Source organism: Paenibacillus sp. JNUCC 35, assembly GCF_058269095.1.
Genome location: NZ_CM177771.1, coordinates 473,435 through 490,218 on the forward strand (window position 1 = coordinate 473,435; position 16,784 = coordinate 490,218).

Genomic DNA, 16,784 nt, shown 5'->3' on the forward strand with positions numbered 1-16,784 from the left:
TTGTGCCGGGGGTGTGAAAGTCAACACGGAGTCAACGCTCGCCTTCTGAAAACATTTTGAGCTACCTCCAAACCGGGCACGGGCCTGATCTTGACCAGCGGAATCTGCCCGAGGACTAGTATAATATGGTGAAAAATTAACCGTTAGAGGGTTTTGACCGTTCTCCTGTGCAGGTTCTGTTTTTGCTTGTTGTCCATGTTGCATGTTGCTTATGCTAAAATTTTTTGAAAAAGGTTGTATCCTTTTAGGTGTTCGGTTGTCTAATAGGTAGCTGACAGAAGGGAGGGGATGGGCTGGAAAGCTTTGCTGATGTCTATAAAGCGTACGCGGATCAGGTTTTCCGTTATGTGCTGTCGTTGACAGGGGATTGGGATCAGGCGGAGGAGCTAACGCAGGAGACTTTTTACCGTGCATTCTTGCATATCGGCAGATTTAGAGGCGACAGCTCCTTGTATACCTGGTTATGTAAAATTGCCCGTAATTTGTACTTGGATACAAGCAAGCGAGGAAGCAGGGAACAGCGCAGCAGTCAACAGCAACGGATGCAGCAGAAGGAGGAGAACGCTGCGCCCCAGAGCCGCGGTGATTTTGCTGCCGGGCTTGTGAACAGGGAGCAGGCGACAGCGTTACATCGTGTGCTGCACCGCATGCCGGAGCCTTACAAGGAGGTATTCACTCTGCGCGTGTTTGGTGAGCTGAAATTCCGCGAGATTGCTGAATTATTTGGTAGAACGGAAGGCTGGGCTAAAATTACATACTTTCGAGCGAAGAGACGCCTTATCCAGCAAATGGAGGTGGAGGAATGAAGCAGAATCTGGTTAACGAAAGTGTTTGCGGCATTGTGCACGATTTGCTACCCCTATATGTGGAGCGCGAATGCACACCACAGAGTCACCACATGGTCGAAGAACATCTCAAGGTCTGTCCTGCATGCCGCAGCTTGTGCGAACGGATGGTGCAGGAGCTGGCTAATGATGATACGGCGATTTTGGCGATGTTTCCGCAGGGAAGTGAAGAGAGGGAGCGCCGCGAGACTGATGATCAGGAAGATGATGGTGATCATGGCAGTCATAGCGACCACGGCGTTCCTGGCGCTCTGATTGGAGCGGGCTTGCCCGTTTCACCACTTGAGAGGGACCGGCAAGCAGTAAAGATTATGCAGCGCTTGCGTAGACGCAGGGTGCTGTGGGTATTTCTATTGCTGGTAGTGATTGTGCCTGTCAGTTGGATGGGGCTGAACGAGATCACAGGCGAGGGGCTGTCTTTTCGCAATGCCTATGATCATTATCAGGCAATGCGTTTTATTGATGAACTGGAACAGGGCAACCATGCGTCTGCGTTTGAATATTTTAACATGGAGCAGGCATATGCAGATCTGCAGCATGACCTATCACTCGAACGGGGACTTTCTGAAGCGCAGCGGGCCATTTATGAGGGCATGACATATGAGGCGTTTGTCGCCTACAGCAAAGAACGCTTTGTCCAAGGAATGGAGGAGTTTACGCGCCAGGGGTATCAGCTTCAGCGGGAGGGCGGTATTTGGGCAACGAGAAACGTGGAAAATCCATTGACTGGGCAACGAAAGACGGCTTACAGCTATCAGATAGACTTTCGCCTGACTGATAAGTACGGAACGGAGCAATCTGCGCGAATGTCCTTGGTTACCCATCCTTATTCCGACGCACCTCACTCCTTCCAGATTGGGGGTTATATCGCCTCGGACGAAGGAAATCTGATCGGGGTACTGGCAAGGCAGATGGATTATTGGGACTGGGGAAAATAAAGCAGACTACGGTCGTGCCGGGTTGTTAGCCTTTTACGCTTGCAGTAGCACTTAACAAGCGCATTTTATATGGGTCTTGAAAAGGCGCTCTCCGCTGAGGTGCGCGCTGAGCGCAGAGTACATCGCTCAAACAGCGATATACTTTTTTCGTTGCCTTCAGACGCGCCTAGGTCAACAGGTGATCAACGCTCGTTCTCTGTAAGTACTTTCAACATTCCTCCGACTTGGTGCGGATAAAGTTTCCGCTCGGCTTGCTTTGGTACATCGTACAGCCCACCGAGCATGAACACTCTCGATACTGTAGACACTGAAAGAAGGTCGGCCAGCCCTCCTCTATCGAGGAAGCTGTAACCGGTTCATGCTAAACCCTATCCAACAAGTGTATAAGGTTCTATTAATCATCAGCCTACGATTGTACCACTTTCAGCGCATATCCGACAGCTGGAGCGATTGGATTTCGTATGAGGGGAATCCGGTGGCAACGGGAGAGGAATAAGAGCCGAGAGGCCGCTTCGGACGCGGGTCGGAGGGCTGTGGCAGGTTAGGAGCAAGTAACCTGTTGCAGCCCTCTTTGGGTTGTTCTGCAAACAGCTTGCAAACAAGAACGCGGAGAAAGAAAGCGTCGGGTGTCCGTCGTACAGAGCCTGTTCGGTCAGCATGTGTTGTACGTACTGGCGAACGTGGTCGGCGGTCAGTTCTTCGAGTCTGAGCGTCGGGTAGTGTTCGGTCAGCCAACGTTTGGAAGTAGCGGTAGTGGCTCTTGTGATCGTTTAGCGTACGTGGCTTCAAACCCTCGGTTTCCTTGGCTCGATGGAAAATGCTGAAATAATAATCGAGCGGATGGTGCAAGGTGATCGCAGTGGAAGTCAGTCGTTCGCGTGTTGCCGTTGGCATATGAATCGCTCCTAAAAGAACGTTTGAAAGGGCAAGTGCTCATTGTTATGTAAGCAGTTTGAACATATTTACAGTTGGAATGTACCGAGTTAATGTATATTACAAAAAGCAATGACCTAGGATATAGAACTTCTTATTGAGCTGCACAGAGAGAGGGATGAGTGCTGAGAGTGCCTTTGTGAGGGGATTGAATCAACAATTGTATCCTACAAAACACTAATCAACGTAGATAATCATTCGACAGGAGCATATTCCAATGAGACAATAAATTGAAATAAACTTCTTGCATATTCATTGTGATGGGGGGTACATACTGTGAAGCTGGAAAGGCTCTTATCCATAATTATTCTGCTTCTGAACCGCCGTGTGGTGCAGGCCAAGGAGCTCGCGGAGCGGTTCGAGGTGTCCGTACGAACGATATACCGAGATATCGAAGCAATTAATGGGGCTGGCATCCCCATCGTCACCTATCAGGGAACGAATGGTGGCATTGGACTGGTGGAAGGTTACATAGCCAGAATATCAATCCGAACGACGGGCAAGCTGAAATTTATATCGCTATACGCCAATAGCCTGCTGCACCGTCACCTAAAGAAGAACATTATGCGAGCGATTTTCCAGCTTACAACGACAAAGCCTCCAAACCAACATAAGCTTGGATTTGGAGGCTTTATAAAAAATAAGGAAAGGAATGATCACTATGGGTGCGATTGAAAACACTAAGGTAGCAGCTGTATTCGAACATTATCCGAAACACATTCAGCAGAAGTTGTGGTTTCTTCGCCAATTAATTCTGGATACTGCAACTGAGACAGAAGGCGTTGATACCGTGGAAGAGACACTAAAATGGGGTGAGCCTAGTTACATAACAAAAAATGGAAGCACAATCAGAATAAACTGGAAAAAGTCAAGCCCACATCAGTATGCAATGTATTTTAACTGTAACACAATGTTGGTTGACACATTCAAGGAACTTTTTAGAGACAAATTCAACTTTGAAGGCAATCGGGCGATTGTGTTCGATGAAAATGATGAAATACCTGTCGACGAATTAAAACAATGCATTTCATCGTCTCTCACTTACCATACCAGAAAGCATCTCCCAATGCTGGGAATATGATAATGGCACGCATTTTGCGATCGTTGAGCGTCCGGGGCTTCAAGCCTTCGACCGCAGCGGCAGTCAACCGTTCTCGTGTTGCTACAAGCGCTTACGAAGAACGATAATTCAATAGTGATAGCTTGCAAACAACATTCAACAACCTGCAAACAACAGCGTTGCAGCCCATCCACCCTTCTGGGTGCTACCTTGCTTCACTTTGCCTTTTGCTGGCGTTTCGTTTGGCTTGATCCAGCCACAGGTGGATGGCTCGCCTTGGCTTAAACTGTACTGTTCCGTCAGCCCCGTCCTCCACGGGCTTCTTGCTCTTGAATCGCTCCCAAGTGTAGCCAAGGGAGGTCGTTGCACATGAGCGCTGGCATATCCTCCAAGACATTCCCGCCGCGCTGCTCCGAACCCCCACTTTTCAACGTTGGAACATTCCAAGCATGGGGGTTCGTGGGGGGATAAGAAGCTGGAGCGATTAGATTAGTTATAGTGAGAATCCGGTGGCAACGGGAGAGGAATAAGAGCCGAGAGGCCGCTTCGGACGCGGGTTTGGGGGCTGTGACAGGTTGCCGGGAGGCAGGCTGTTGCGGCCTTTTTTTGCGTTTTCGTTCGACAGCTTGCAAACAAGAACCCGAGGAAAGCAGTTGCAGGAACCCCGGAGTTAGCCATAGTCCGGCAGTCGGGTCAGGTGGTTGTTGAACGCTTGTCGGTTTTGCTTGTGTCCCTCCAATTGTACTTGATAACCTATTGTGTTAGCATGGACTCAGATGAATATCAGGAGGCGTTTAAAATGAAAACAACAGTCAACTACGGGCAAATTTATAAAGGGATTAGCGCATAATCGCCCTTAAACTGCGTGATTCCCCAATCGAAAGGGGAAACCGATTTGAAGAAGTATGCATTGCAGCAGTTTGATTATCACGTTTGGGCGAACCGGAAGATTTGCGAATATTTACAGGAGCTTTCAGAGGAAGTGTACCGAAAGGAGATTGTCAGCGTATTTCCGACTATCTTCGACACAATGGTTCATATTTATGTGATTGATCGAGGTTGGCTGTCATTCTTTGTCGCGGGTGGCGTCACTGATATGTCGGTTGAATATTTGGAGCGCTTGAAAGACTCGATCGATTCCATAGTGGCAGAGACCAAAGGAAAGCGCATAGAAGAGTTAAATCAGATGATGAATAATCTGGCCGATCGATTTCGGATATTCATTGAACAGCACGAGGACATCGAAGTCGTTTATCCTTCCGGGGCGTTCAATGCCCGGTGTGTGGATTATATTCAGCACGTTGTGAACCATGGAACGTACCACCGCGGTAATGTGACCGCCATGCTTCGGCAATTGGGACATCCGGGAACACCGACAGACTATGGTTTTTATCTGTATACTTTAAGCCAGTAATCTTTTTATATGGAGATAATGGACTTTAGCCTGGAACATGTGTTCCAGGCTATTTTTAAGCTTCCTTCATGGACAGGTACGAAGGAGCAGTAAGAAGTTGCAAACAACCGCCAACAGGCTGCAAACATGATTGCCGTTGTGGTCGTCCACCCATTCGGGGTGCTACCTTGCTTCACTTGGCCTTTTGTTGGCGATCCGTTCGGCTTGACCCAGCCACAGGTGGACGACTTGCCCGGCTCAAACCGGTTTGTCGCTCAAGCCCCGTCGTCTACGGGCTTCTTGCTCCCTAAGTCCTCCCAAGCGTAGTCAAGGGAGGTCGTTGCACATGGGCGCGGGCATATCCTTCGAGACATTCCCGCCGCGCTGCTCTGAACCCCCACCTGTCGGCCTTGGAATCCTTCAAGCATAGGGGTTCGTGGGGGGATAAGAAGCTGGAGCGATTGGATTAGTTATGAGGAAAATCCAATTGCGGTGGGGGAAGAGGAGAAGGCGTAAGCAGTTATTCAGGTTATAACACGGAGTACGTCGTCGCTCATGTGACGATGTACTCCTTTGCTTTGTGTCCAGGAGTATCGAGGTCAATTTGCACGTGCATGCGATTCCACTTGATTCACAACCTCACGCGCGAGAAACAGCGGGGTCATCCCTCGTGTGGTCCTTAAAACGGGAGAGTCGACAAGGGACTAATTCGCTTCTTGATTCCCGATGGATTATTTCACTTGCAGCCAGACGCGCAATCAGCGGCGCCAGCGTAATTGCAGAATGCATCACTGTCAGATAAAGTCCCTTTATGTGATCATGGAAGCCCACGATCGGATAGCCGTCTTCAGGCATGGGTCTCATCCCGACCTGGATGCTTTCCAGTTCCAATTGATTCCCGCCCTTCAGACTGCGACGCAACGTCTCGAACGCTCGCTTGCCGACCGCCTCTGGCCCGTTTTCTTCCGACTCGTCGATATAATCTTCCGCAGCCAGCAGCGTTTGATCCGTCAGTTGACGCGCTTCAAATTGCGCATTTGAGATTAATGTGCGTATCAGCTTATTCGCAGTTTTCATCCGAATCAGAATGGAAGGCGACGGCGTTACCGGCACGGGACAACCTAACGGGTCGCAAAGTTCGGGTATGCCTGTACCTGCGGCCAATACCACGACATCCGACTCCAGAAAACCCTTGGACGTGTGGACACCGACCAGGCAGGAATCTTCTTGCTGCAGCTGTGTAACGTTGGTACCGAACTGAACCTTTGCTCCGTACTCCCGCGCTTTGCTCAACAACAGATCCGTTAACCTTATCGGGTCCACCGCACCTTCTTTGCTGACAAACATCGCTTCATCCGGATATTCCTTCAGATTCGGTTCCAATGCCTCAAGCTGCTCCCGGTTTAATTTTTGAAAACGGAGTTGCTCCCTTAGGGGCGGATTGTCCCAAGTCAGCGCCCCGTGCCAATGAATTTGCAGTCCGGACAAATCTTGCTGAAGCGCATGATATTCTTCACAAGCCGCATCGTACAAATGCCAGTATTCGGGAGCCACCCTATGCGTCGTATGTATCCAGGCAAACGATTTTTCCGTGACTTCACGAGCCGCGGCGGGGTGTCGTTCAATAACGGTTACATCTTGATTTCGTTTGGCCAGATGATAGGCCACGGACGCCCCGACAATTCCTGCGCCAATAATCACGATTTTTTGTTTACTCAATAATGACTCCCCCTTTGTCACCTTATTGTAGCATAGGCGTTATCATAATCCGACGTCATAACATATGAGGACAGCTGGAGCGATTGAGTCAGCTACGCGGACAATCCGGTGGCGACGGGAGACGAGTAAGAGCCGAGAGACCGCGTGGAAAGCGGGTTTGGGGCTGTGACAGGCTGCCGATGGGTAGTCTGTCACAGCCCTTTTTGGGCTTTCCGTTCGACAGACTGCAAACATAAAGTCGAAAAAGGCAGTTGCGGGTATGCTTTAAACAAACAACTTGTGTTTATGGAAATTTTTTTCTATAATCAATAATGAACGGAGGTTCATTTATGGTTCAAGTTTTGAAAGAGGAATTGAGGCAAGCGGTTATCAAGAGTGCTCAAGTTGAGTTTGCTCAATTCGGATATGCGGGGGCATCCATGAAAAGAATCGCGGCCCAGACAGGTATCTCCGTTGGGAACTTGTACAGATATTATAAGGATAAAGAAGACTTGTTTGATTCCGTTATATCGCCGGTGTACCATGAGCTGGAAACGCTGATAAGCAATCATCATGCTCAACCACACGGTCAAGGGAATATCTTTGAACTTATCGTTGAAGCTTTAACGAATATCGTCGTTGAATACCGTACGCCACTCTTGATTTTAATCGATGGTGCTAGAGGCACCCGGAACGAAAACGCCGTTCAGAAATTTCACCAAATGATGGCGGATAATGTAGCTATGCATTTAGCGGATTACAGCAATAAGGGCGGGGAGGGCTTGAAGCCGCAAGTCGCGTGGCCTGTTGCTGTTGCATTTCTACAAGGATATTTTGAGATTATTAGGCTCCATGAAGGAACCGAAGATTGCAAAAGAATGGTTCGCCAATATTTGTTGGTTTGGTTTCAAGGTCTGCAAGCTATTCTTTAAAAAGGATTACGATTTTTTTTGCTTCAATAATGAATTTAAGTTTATTTATGGAGGGTGTAAATGAATAAGTCTATTCGTCAACACCAGACAAAAGACGGATTTATCTTAGAGTACAGCATTGTCGGCCAAGGAGAACCGGTTTTGGTTCTGCACGGGGGCCATTCGAGTTGCTATGGAGAATTAGGCAGAAACGAACTCGCGGCTCGTCACTTCTCTGTCATTACTCCTTCGAGGCCAGGTTACGGCAGAACATCCAAGGAACTTGGAGAATCGCTTATTGTCGCATGTGATTCATATATCGAGCTGCTTGATGAGTTGCAAATTCCCCAGGTCAATGTTATTGCTATGTCCGCCGGAGGCCCGAGCGGAATTCATTTGGCATCCAGATTTCCAAATCGAGTAAGAAGCCTTGTCTTGCAATCCGCCGTAACCCAATGCTGGTTAAGTCCTGACGACAAGCTGTATAAATTTGCTCAATTCTTGTTTCGGCCTCCTATAGAAAAATACGTTTGGGCCATGATTCGACTTTTGAATAAGCTATTTCCGTCCTTTCTGTTGAGCAATATGATTCCCTCTTTTAGCAAACTGCCGAAGGAGGAGGTATTACCGCAAATCAATGATGCCGATCGTAGGAAATTTAAAAGCATTATAGCTCAACAGCGGTCAGGACACGGCTTTCTGATAGATTTGGTTCATACCGGTAAAGATGCGACTTCAGCACTTGCTGCCATCAAGTGCTCTACTCTAATTATGCATAGTATTCATGATGCATCCGTAAGTGTGGATCATGCTCGGCATGCTAGTCGACTAATACCGAACTCCCGGCTTTGCGAGCTTGACTTATGGGGACACTTGATTTGGCTTGGAACAGGTGCCGATGAAATGAATCGACAGTTGTTTTCGTTCCTTGAAGCTGCAAACGATCATCAACAGTCTGCAAACAGCTGAGACTTGACCGAACCAAAACCCATTCATCCCTTCGGTTCATCACTTTGCTTCACTTGGCCTTTTGTTGGCGATCCGTTCGGCTTGACTCAGCCACAGGAGTATACCTCGCCTTGGCTCAAACCATACTGTTTCACCAGCCGCGTTGTTCACGAGTTTCTTGCCCTTGAATCGCTCCCAAGCGTAGCCAAGGGAGGTCGCTGCACATGGGCGCTGACACATCCTCCGAGACATTCCCGCCGCACTGCTCGGAACCCCTACTTTTTGGCGTTGAAACTATTCGAGTATAGGGGTTCGTAGGGGGATAAGAAGCTGGAGCGATTGGGTCAGCTATGCGGACAATCCGGTGGTGACGGGGGACGAAGAATAGGCCGCCCCGCTTCACAGGCTGTTGCGGCTGCGGATTGAGAGGGCCGTGACAGACTACCGAGGGGCGGGCTGTTGATGGCCTTTTCGGGCTTTCGTTGGACAGCTTGCCAACAAGAGGTCGAAGAAAGCAGCTGCAGTAACTACGGAAATTAAGTTGCCGTCTCTTCCGTACTAGAGCAAAGCAGCCCATCCTCTGATAAGGAACGAGCTGCTTTTACTTTGTCATCTACACCATTCCCCAAATCGAGACATCTGCAGGTCTCTCTATTCAGGTGCTGAAAAATGCAAATGGGTTTTATGTTCTCGTTTTAACGGCAAGCCCACTGAACGATATAGGCCCGACAACATCTGCTCTTGTATTTGCAGTAAGGTTTTCTGCTGTGACTGTATAAACATGGGTGCCCGTTCTTACATTTCTATCTTCCGCCTGGAACGTAACTGCATAATTTTGCTCAGAACTAGCAGATTCGATACCTTGTTGTGTGTTGAAAATCTCTTTCCCATCGCGGAAGATTCTAAATAATATTTGGGCAACGCCAGTGACACCTCGAACACCGACGGTTGCTACCAAATCTACCCGATTAGGTTGAGAATTCCTTGGAATAAGGATTGTGATTGTTGCAAGACGAGATCTTGCTGGTGAACGTCGGATAATAAATGAGTTTGCTAAGTTGAATTTGCGGCGCGGCTGAACGGCAGCTTTATCGAGAATACGTACCAAAATATCAACTCCTATTGATTGATATCTGTAATATATTCTGGGCAAGCAGAGAAAGATTGGGCAATTCTTTAATCTGCTTTGATTTGAGGCAAATACACTCACAACCCATCCACCCCTTAGGGAGGCATTTCCCGAGGGTGCTCCTGACCCCTATTCGCGTACAGCAGCGTTTTCATTCCTTTAGCATTGCAGGCATCGCTTATTGTTGAATGAGAGCCCTCCATGTTAAAATTACGTTAGAAAAACCGAGCACGCGGACATTCAGCTTACATAATCGGTTTTTGGATGGATATTCCTTCAAGATAATGATTGGAACCCAAACTCACCTTCGGCGTCTACCTATAGGGTGGGTTTTTGCTTTATCTTACTGATGATGGCTTTCAGGTAAAGGAGAACGATCGTCTTGATCATTGTGCAGCTCTGCTACTTCGGACTCTTGTTTTGGTTCGGCTTATACATGGTTAATCGCGATGTAAGAAACATTCGGCTATTGCTGGCCGGTCTCGGCGTAATTGTTTGCTCGCTTGGTTTCGGGGTGACTTTACTGATGCCCTATAGCCAAGGGGACCCGTATATGGCGCCGCCGCTCAGCACGGTACGGGACATCTGCTTTTATCTGCCCTTGGTATTGTGGCAAGGTGCCGTTCTATCTGCTGTCTCCCGAGAGGAGCGGAACGTATTATGGCAGCTATGGAAGTATGGGCTGACGGGGTTGACAGTAGGCATCGTGATTTGGCTGGCCTTCGCTGCTAATCCGGACATATACTTCGTTTCCGGCAAAGCAGCAGTATATGTGTTTTTTATCCTGATAACGGCGCTTTCCATATGGGGGGCGGTGTCCGGTGGGACAAAACGCCCTTCTCCCTTCTATGTCTTTAATTATGTGCCGCTTTTTGTATTTGCCTGTATGACGTCTTTGAATCTATTTTTTCCTGAGGCTGCATGGAATAAGTGGACGCTTGTGGCCAACAGTGCCGGAATGCTGCTGTTTGGCGCATATACGATAGTCAAGGAGATCAGGGAGCAGGGGGAATCCTGGCTACCCGATTTGTTCCGGTCTCTCGATTATTCCGTCTTTTTTACACTCATTTTTTCCGGCCAGGTTGCGCTTGTTATTTTACTCGGAACGGGGACGGGATTCGATTTTGCGACGCTGTTGTTATTGATGGTCAGCATAATGGTTTCCATTGCATTCCAAGTGTTTGTATATCCGATTCGGGCTTTGCTCGACAACATTGCTCTAATGACGTTCCCGAAGCTGCGCACGGAACGCTCCAAACTGCGTTTGGTCGAAAGCGTTCAGGTCCGTATTGATGACGATGCGAATCCGGAGGAGATGGACAATGAGGAGTTCTACCGTCATATCCGGCGAGCGACTAGTAACTTGGGGAACTTGGAGCGATTGGCGGCAAGTCCGCTGGCGCAATTGGCGCTTATTGACGAGCGGCTTCGGAAATGCGGGGCGGCGGATGGTGTAGTGGAACGTGCTAACGAGCTTAAGTCTTTGCTTATCGAAGGTATATTACAAATGAAGCCACGCCCGGATGAAGCGTTCGGCACGACGGACGAATGGAAATTTTATAATGCTTTGTATTTTCCTTACGTCGCCGGCATTAAGCCGTATAGCGTGCGTTATTCGAACAATCAACTGGACGCTCCTTCCAAAGAAGCTTTGGAGTGGTTCCGTACCTGTGTACCCGAGCGCACTTGCTATAATTGGCAGAACGCCGGCGCGCGTCTTATTGCGACAAGTCTAAAGGAGAAGAATGCCTTATTAAGGCGGAATAAAAATGAATGACATGGATGGCGGTTGTTTCCTAGGGAATACCCAGGGAAGCGGCCGTCTTTTTTTGAACGAAAATAGGCAAGAATGGCACCAAACGGCAGTGAAAAGTATGGTTCTGGCAGTCGTTTGTGGGCTAACCTCGGTGTTGTCAGGCACAACCCAACCATTAGGAGGAATGTACAATGTCACAAGCAAGCATCCAAACCGCAAAAACGGCACATCAATTGGTTATCGGATCCATTCAAGCGATTCCGGAAGAAATTTACGATATTACGCCCGCAGGATTCAATAATACGGTTCGTTGGAACACCGGCCATATCGTTACCATGCTGAATTGGTTTCTCTCCGCAGGTCCGGCGTTAAATACGAAGCTGCCGGAAAGCTATGCCGGCTTATTTATGACCGGAACGAAGCCGTCGGACTGGACCGTCACGCCTCCGTCGAAGTCGGAGCTGATTCAATTTTTATCCGCGCAGCTTGACGATCTGTCCAATCTAGACATCGAGTCGTTGAATGCACCTTTGAGCGCGCCGTTTGAAATGGGGCCGCTGAAGTTCGAGACGGCAGGCGAGTTGTTTAACTTCGCTTTTATCCACGAAGCCGTGCACTTGGGAATCATTTCTTCACTTGTGAAAGCCGTACAAGCCGATCATTAATCGCCCCGAAAGAAAGAGGTGTTCAATATGAAACCAAATGAAGCAGGAACGCCGACAGGAGAAACTCTCATCCGTAAAGTTTTGCTGACGAATGCCGTTTCGTCCGGGATATTCGGGCTGCTGTTATTGGCCTTTCCCGGGTATGTCGCCGAATGGACGGGATTAGAAAGTAGAACCGCCTTGGTCGAAACCGCGGTTTTTCTACTCTTGTTTGTCGCATTTCTCGTTTGGACCACATCCAGGAGTATGGTTCCTCCAATGGCGGTGCTTGTCATTGCCGTGATCGACATTCTTTGGGTCGCCGGCAGTGTGATTCTGCTGGAGGATAAAGGAACTACGGGGACGATGACCGTTTTCGGTATCTCGGTAATTCTTTTGGTTGCTGCGGTAGTTGGCGTATTCGCGATTTTCGAGGTAATGTATTGCTGGCGCAACCGTTACTTCCGAAGAAATTAATCCGATAAAGCGCAGCATACCGGGTCTCGGGGGAAATGGAAAGGAGCCGCAAATCTTGCGGCTCTTAAGTCCCGAACGTTAATCATCTTGGTTTCGAAAGGGTCAACTCCCGTATAATTTCGATGCCGTCCCGGTCTACTTCTTCAAAACCTAATGAAGCATATAAATGGGACGCCCGTTCGTTTTCGGCCCGATGCCCGAGTGCGATTTTGTCGCAGCCGTGCTTTTCGTGGATGTAACGTACCAGCTCCTCCATGCCGGACCGGCCCAAGCCGTTATGCTGGAACTTATGATCGATCATATAGGCCATGATCCAGTAGCTCCCATCATCAGGATCGACGGCGTAGACCGCAAATCCGATTAACTGTTCGCTATTGTACATGGCAAGAGGAGTGAAGCCGCAATAAGCCGACTCGGCAAGCCAATACACAACCGGAACAGGAAATACGTTCTTCTGCTCGTCCGTAACTACAAGCTCGGTGCAGTCATACCAGTTGTTCTCATCAACAGGCTTGAGTTCGACGGTTGGTCGGTAACGTTCACCTATCCGATCGCATGCCCCTATGAGCTTCTCTTTAAGCTGAACGGCCCGCTCCGGTGAGTCAGGATCCTCCATATCCTCAACGCTGCGGAGGCTCTTTGTATTTTTGTTCCTATTCAAACAACATCACTCCTTCAGGTCATGTGGGGATATAAAAGCTGCATGCTGATTGTCTGTTCCCCTATGAACCATCGTGGGATAATTTTGCATGGTTATCAAGGTTTAGTTTAGACTAATCCAATTTATCCAAAACCAGTCTGCAACAATCCCGTTTCCCTTGACATTCCCCCAAGCTTTTAGGATAATAAGAGTGATATCGTTGATATATCAACTAATAGCGTCAGGGTGAGCGAATGGAACGGGACATGGAAGAGCATATCGGTTTGATGATCCATATGGCGGATTTGGAGATTACCAGCTACTTGAAGAAACGGCTGGCTCCCATGCAGCTTGCTCCGGAACAGCATCTGGTGATCGCGCTTCTCATGAGGCAGGAGGGCTTGTCGCAGAACGAGATCGCGGAACGCCTCAGCAAAGACAAATCCGGCATTACGCGAATGCTTGCCAGTCTGGAGAGCAAAGGATTTATACGCCGTTCTCCCAGTGCGGGCGACCGCCGCTCGATTGAAGTGTATTTGACCGATGAAGGACGGGCGCTAAAAGCAAACGTGGAAGAGATCAGCAGCCATATGAAACAGCATCTCAGAGCAGGCTTTACGGCCGAAGAGACGGCCGAGCTGAAGAGGCTTCTTACAAAGGTCCGCGAGAATGTGCGTAAGCGGTAGCCCGGCGCTCGCTCTTGTTTATCTTTTGGTTGATATAGCAACTAAAACTACACATCGGAGGGTTCGCTTATGAAAATCGCAGCAGTCATCGGAAGCAACCGCAAAAACTCATATAACCTGAAGCTTGCAGAGTATGTGCAGAAGACCTTCAAAGACCGGCTCGACGTGGAAATCGTCCGCGTAAACGATCTGCCGTTTTACAACGAAGATATCGAGTTGACTCCGGACCAGTCGGTGCTGGATTTCCGCGGCAAAATTGCGGGCGCCGATGCCGTGCTTTGGGTTACGCCCGAGTATAACTACTCGATCCCCGGCGTGCTGAAAAATGCCCTGGACTGGCTGTCGCGCGGTGACCGGGTGATGATCGGCAAGCCATCCTGGATCATGGGCGCTTCGATGGGGCTTCTTGGCACCGTGCGGGCACAAGAGCATTTGCGCGATATTTTGTTCTCGCCGGGAGTTTCTTCCGTGCTTCTCCCGGGCAACGAAGTGTACGTAGGCCTTGTCCATGAAAAAATCGATAAAGACGGCAACCTGCATCACGAGCCTACCATTGAGTTCCTGAATGTCGTTGTGAACAATTTTATTAACTGGCACGGCAAGCTGTACAAAAATTAATTCGGAAGCCGGCACTATCCCGATCCGAGTTTTGAGGGATCTTCTCTCTAAAAGGCTGCATGAGGTACGCAAAGTACCCATGCGGCCTTTTTATTTTTCCTGAATCCCCATTGACAGGAGAGAAGATTATTTGGTAAGTTTTTATTGTCAATAAAAACTGACAAGTCAAATGGAGCTGACATGTATGGAAAAACAAAATGACATTATGGTGCTAACGAATCTCGAACAGTTGAAATCTTTGAGCGATCCGCTGCGTATCGAAATTCTGTGCCTGCTGGTGGAGGAGGCACGGTCGGGGCAGCAGCTTTCCCAGCAGATGGGGGAATCGCGGTCGAAAGTCCACTACCACCTGCAGGATCTGGAGAAGAACGGCTTGATTCGGCTGGTGGAGGAGAACCGCAAGGGGAACATGACCCAGAAGCTGTATCAGGCCGTGGCGAAAAGCTATATTCCGTCTACGGAACTGCTATCCTTCCACCATGAATACGGGGAGAGCCGCCGGCTGATGACGATATCCGCTCTGGACCGGGCCAAGAGCCGCGCCCTGGCGGCCCCGGAGAACGCCTTCCTGACGGATTCCGAAGATCACAGGAAATGGCACCGCATAGCGAGCCAGACCGAGGTGAACATTCCGAAGGAAAAGTTTAAGAAATGGGTCGCGAAGTATCACGAGCTGATCCAGGAGCTGAACCGGATGGCGGAAGAAGAGGTTTCGGAGGAGGAGATGGATACTTTTTATCTGATGACGGTAGCGTTCCAGATCGACGAGCCGTATTTCAAAGGGGAGAAGGAAGATGAGTAGCTTGGAGGCCCGAATCCAAGCGGAGAGGATGCCCCGTCCGGCATCGTCGCTTTTCCGGGAAAGAGCGTTCACGATGTTGTGGCTGTCTACGATTTTCTCCGGCCTCGCCCTGAACATGTTCTATTTCGCGGAAGCCTGGTACGTGGTGAACGTCTTGAACATGGAGGCTTCCCTCGGCGTTATTTATCTGATCGGGACGCTGCCCCGCGTCTTGTTCATGGCGATCGGGGGCGTGCTGGCCGACCGTATCAGCCCGTCGAAGATCATGTTCGTGTCGACGATAACCAAATCGGCGCTGCTCGCCGTCCTGGTTCTGGTTCTGGTGGAGGGCGGGGGAATCGGATTGGGAGCCCTGACCGCTTTCGCGCTGCTGTTCGGCATACTGGACGCGTTCTTTTGGCCCGCTTCGGGTTCGATCGTCCCGTCCATCGTCTCCAAAGAGGAGCTAACGAGGGCCAACTCCATTATCCAGACGACGAATCAGTCCACCTCGATATTCGGGCCGATGATCAGCGGTTTTGTCATCGTCGCTTTCCGGTATGAAGGGATCTTCGGCCTGATTACCGTACTGCTGGCGCTAGGTGCCCTATTCGCGCTGCTTGTCCGCGTGCGGAAATCCCCATCGCCGGACACGAGAGCGGAACGGATTCCGATGCTGACCAGCGTCAAGGAAGGGATCGGCTACGTCCGTCAGGCACCCATATTGAAGGCATTTGTGCTGAAGACGCTGTTTTTGAATCTGTTTTTTACCGGTCCCTTTGCAATCGGCATCCCGGTTTTCGTCAAACACGTTCTGCACGGGGAGACACTCGATTTCAGTATGCTGCAATCCTTCCTGGCGGGAGGAATGCTGGTCGGCTCGATTGTGCTGGGCATTCTCAACTTGAAACGCCGGAGAGGCTTGATTAGCGTTCTGGCCCAGTTAGGCCTGTCGTTCAGCTTTCTCGCGCTGAGCATGGCCGGCACACTGTGGACCGGAGCCGTGTTCGCCGCTTGTATGGGAATCTCGATGGGAATCTCGAACATCTGCGCCATTTCCGTGATCCAGAATCATGCCGACCAAGCCTATATCGGTCGTGTGATGAGTATTCAGACCATGTCTTCCATGGGACTTACGCCTATTTCATACGGTTTGACTTCACTGCTTCTCAGCGTTGGTGTAGGAATACAGAACATTGTAATGGGCGGCGCTCTTCTCCTGCTCGCCTTTACCTTCTGGCTGATCGTTAAAATTCCGTCTTTACGGAAAGCGGACTAAAGACTACTTTCAGAAAGCGGCCTCGCTGAATTGCAGAGTGCTTCCAAG

Annotated in this window: 16 protein-coding genes and 1 pseudogene; 14 read left to right on the forward strand and 3 right to left on the reverse strand. The window is 49.5% G+C overall.

The annotated features are described in order from the left end of the window. Positions 1-347: 347 nt before the first annotated feature. The 5 genes and pseudogenes from AC2TF6_RS02220 to AC2TF6_RS02240 all read left to right on the forward strand — a co-directional run bounded on the left by AC2TF6_RS02220 (position 348) and on the right by AC2TF6_RS02240 (position 5,190). A complete protein-coding gene (locus AC2TF6_RS02220) occupies positions 348-806 on the forward strand; it encodes an RNA polymerase sigma factor (RefSeq protein WP_454234266.1) in 459 nt (152 codons plus the stop codon). Next, positions 803-1,783, forward strand: coding sequence for a zf-HC2 domain-containing protein (locus tag AC2TF6_RS02225; RefSeq protein WP_491309781.1), 981 nt, complete (start codon positions 803-805; stop codon positions 1,781-1,783). Before AC2TF6_RS02220 ends, AC2TF6_RS02225 begins: the two co-directional genes overlap by 4 nt. A 1,209-nt stretch (positions 1,784-2,992) precedes the next feature. After that, positions 2,993-3,188: pseudogene (locus tag AC2TF6_RS02230) on the forward strand (helix-turn-helix transcriptional regulator); the annotation flags it as partial. 189 nt (positions 3,189-3,377) lie between these two features. Continuing rightward, the gene (locus AC2TF6_RS02235) at positions 3,378-3,797 is read left to right on the forward strand and encodes a DUF1801 domain-containing protein (RefSeq protein WP_491309782.1); all 420 of its coding nucleotides are present in this window, start codon (positions 3,378-3,380) and stop codon (positions 3,795-3,797) included. A gap of 874 nt (positions 3,798-4,671) precedes the next feature. Then, on the forward strand, positions 4,672-5,190 hold the full coding sequence (locus AC2TF6_RS02240; RefSeq protein WP_491309783.1) for a DinB family protein: 519 nt from the start codon (positions 4,672-4,674) through the stop codon (positions 5,188-5,190). A 618-nt stretch (positions 5,191-5,808) separates the two neighbouring features. Here the strand turns inward: AC2TF6_RS02240 and AC2TF6_RS02245 are convergent. Then, on the reverse strand, positions 5,809-6,888 hold the full coding sequence (locus AC2TF6_RS02245; RefSeq protein WP_491309784.1) for an NAD(P)/FAD-dependent oxidoreductase: 1,080 nt from the start codon (positions 6,886-6,888) through the stop codon (positions 5,809-5,811). A 329-nt stretch (positions 6,889-7,217) separates the two neighbouring features. Between AC2TF6_RS02245 and AC2TF6_RS02250 the strand changes: the two genes are divergently transcribed. Together AC2TF6_RS02250 and AC2TF6_RS02255 are read left to right on the forward strand one after the other, a co-directional pair. Further along, entirely contained in the window at positions 7,218-7,799 is a 582-nt protein-coding gene (locus tag AC2TF6_RS02250) for a TetR/AcrR family transcriptional regulator (protein ID WP_491309785.1), read from the forward strand. 60 nt (positions 7,800-7,859) lie between these two features. Next, entirely contained in the window at positions 7,860-8,747 is an 888-nt protein-coding gene (locus AC2TF6_RS02255) for an alpha/beta fold hydrolase (RefSeq protein WP_491309786.1), read from the forward strand. 661 nt (positions 8,748-9,408) lie between these two features. Here the strand turns inward: AC2TF6_RS02255 and AC2TF6_RS02260 are convergent. Continuing rightward, a complete protein-coding gene (locus AC2TF6_RS02260) occupies positions 9,409-9,834 on the reverse strand; it encodes an exosporium protein C (protein WP_491309787.1) in 426 nt (141 codons plus the stop codon). A 412-nt stretch (positions 9,835-10,246) separates the two neighbouring features. On the opposite strand from AC2TF6_RS02260, the gene AC2TF6_RS02265 reads away from it, so the two are divergent. From AC2TF6_RS02265 to AC2TF6_RS02275, 3 genes are all read left to right on the forward strand, one after another. Then, on the forward strand, positions 10,247-11,632 hold the full coding sequence (locus AC2TF6_RS02265; protein WP_491311581.1) for a hypothetical protein: 1,386 nt from the start codon (positions 10,247-10,249) through the stop codon (positions 11,630-11,632). A 170-nt stretch (positions 11,633-11,802) separates the two neighbouring features. Continuing rightward, entirely contained in the window at positions 11,803-12,276 is a 474-nt protein-coding gene (locus tag AC2TF6_RS02270) for a DinB family protein (RefSeq protein WP_491309788.1), read from the forward strand. A 27-nt stretch (positions 12,277-12,303) separates the two neighbouring features. Further along, entirely contained in the window at positions 12,304-12,732 is a 429-nt protein-coding gene (locus tag AC2TF6_RS02275) for a hypothetical protein (RefSeq protein WP_491309789.1), read from the forward strand. An 82-nt stretch (positions 12,733-12,814) separates the two neighbouring features. Here AC2TF6_RS02275 and AC2TF6_RS02280 read toward each other — a convergent pair whose 3' ends face one another. After that, a complete protein-coding gene (locus AC2TF6_RS02280) occupies positions 12,815-13,393 on the reverse strand; it encodes a GNAT family N-acetyltransferase (protein WP_491309790.1) in 579 nt (192 codons plus the stop codon). A 233-nt stretch (positions 13,394-13,626) separates the two neighbouring features. Here AC2TF6_RS02280 and AC2TF6_RS02285 point away from each other — a divergent pair, with 233 nt between their 5' ends. From AC2TF6_RS02285 to AC2TF6_RS02300, 4 genes are all read left to right on the forward strand, one after another. Next, the gene (locus tag AC2TF6_RS02285) at positions 13,627-14,058 is read left to right on the forward strand and encodes a MarR family winged helix-turn-helix transcriptional regulator (protein WP_491309791.1); all 432 of its coding nucleotides are present in this window, start codon (positions 13,627-13,629) and stop codon (positions 14,056-14,058) included. A gap of 69 nt (positions 14,059-14,127) precedes the next feature. Beyond that, positions 14,128-14,676, forward strand: coding sequence for an NADPH-dependent FMN reductase (locus AC2TF6_RS02290; RefSeq protein ID WP_491309792.1), 549 nt, complete (start codon positions 14,128-14,130; stop codon positions 14,674-14,676). Positions 14,677-14,860: 184 nt separating this feature from the next. Next, positions 14,861-15,478, forward strand: coding sequence for an ArsR/SmtB family transcription factor (locus AC2TF6_RS02295; protein WP_491309793.1), 618 nt, complete (start codon positions 14,861-14,863; stop codon positions 15,476-15,478). Next, positions 15,471-16,736 (forward strand): MFS transporter, encoded by a 1,266-nt coding sequence (locus AC2TF6_RS02300; RefSeq protein WP_491309794.1) that lies wholly within the window; start codon positions 15,471-15,473, stop codon positions 16,734-16,736. The genes AC2TF6_RS02295 and AC2TF6_RS02300 overlap by 8 nt, the downstream gene beginning before the upstream one ends. Positions 16,737-16,784 lie beyond the last annotated feature (48 nt).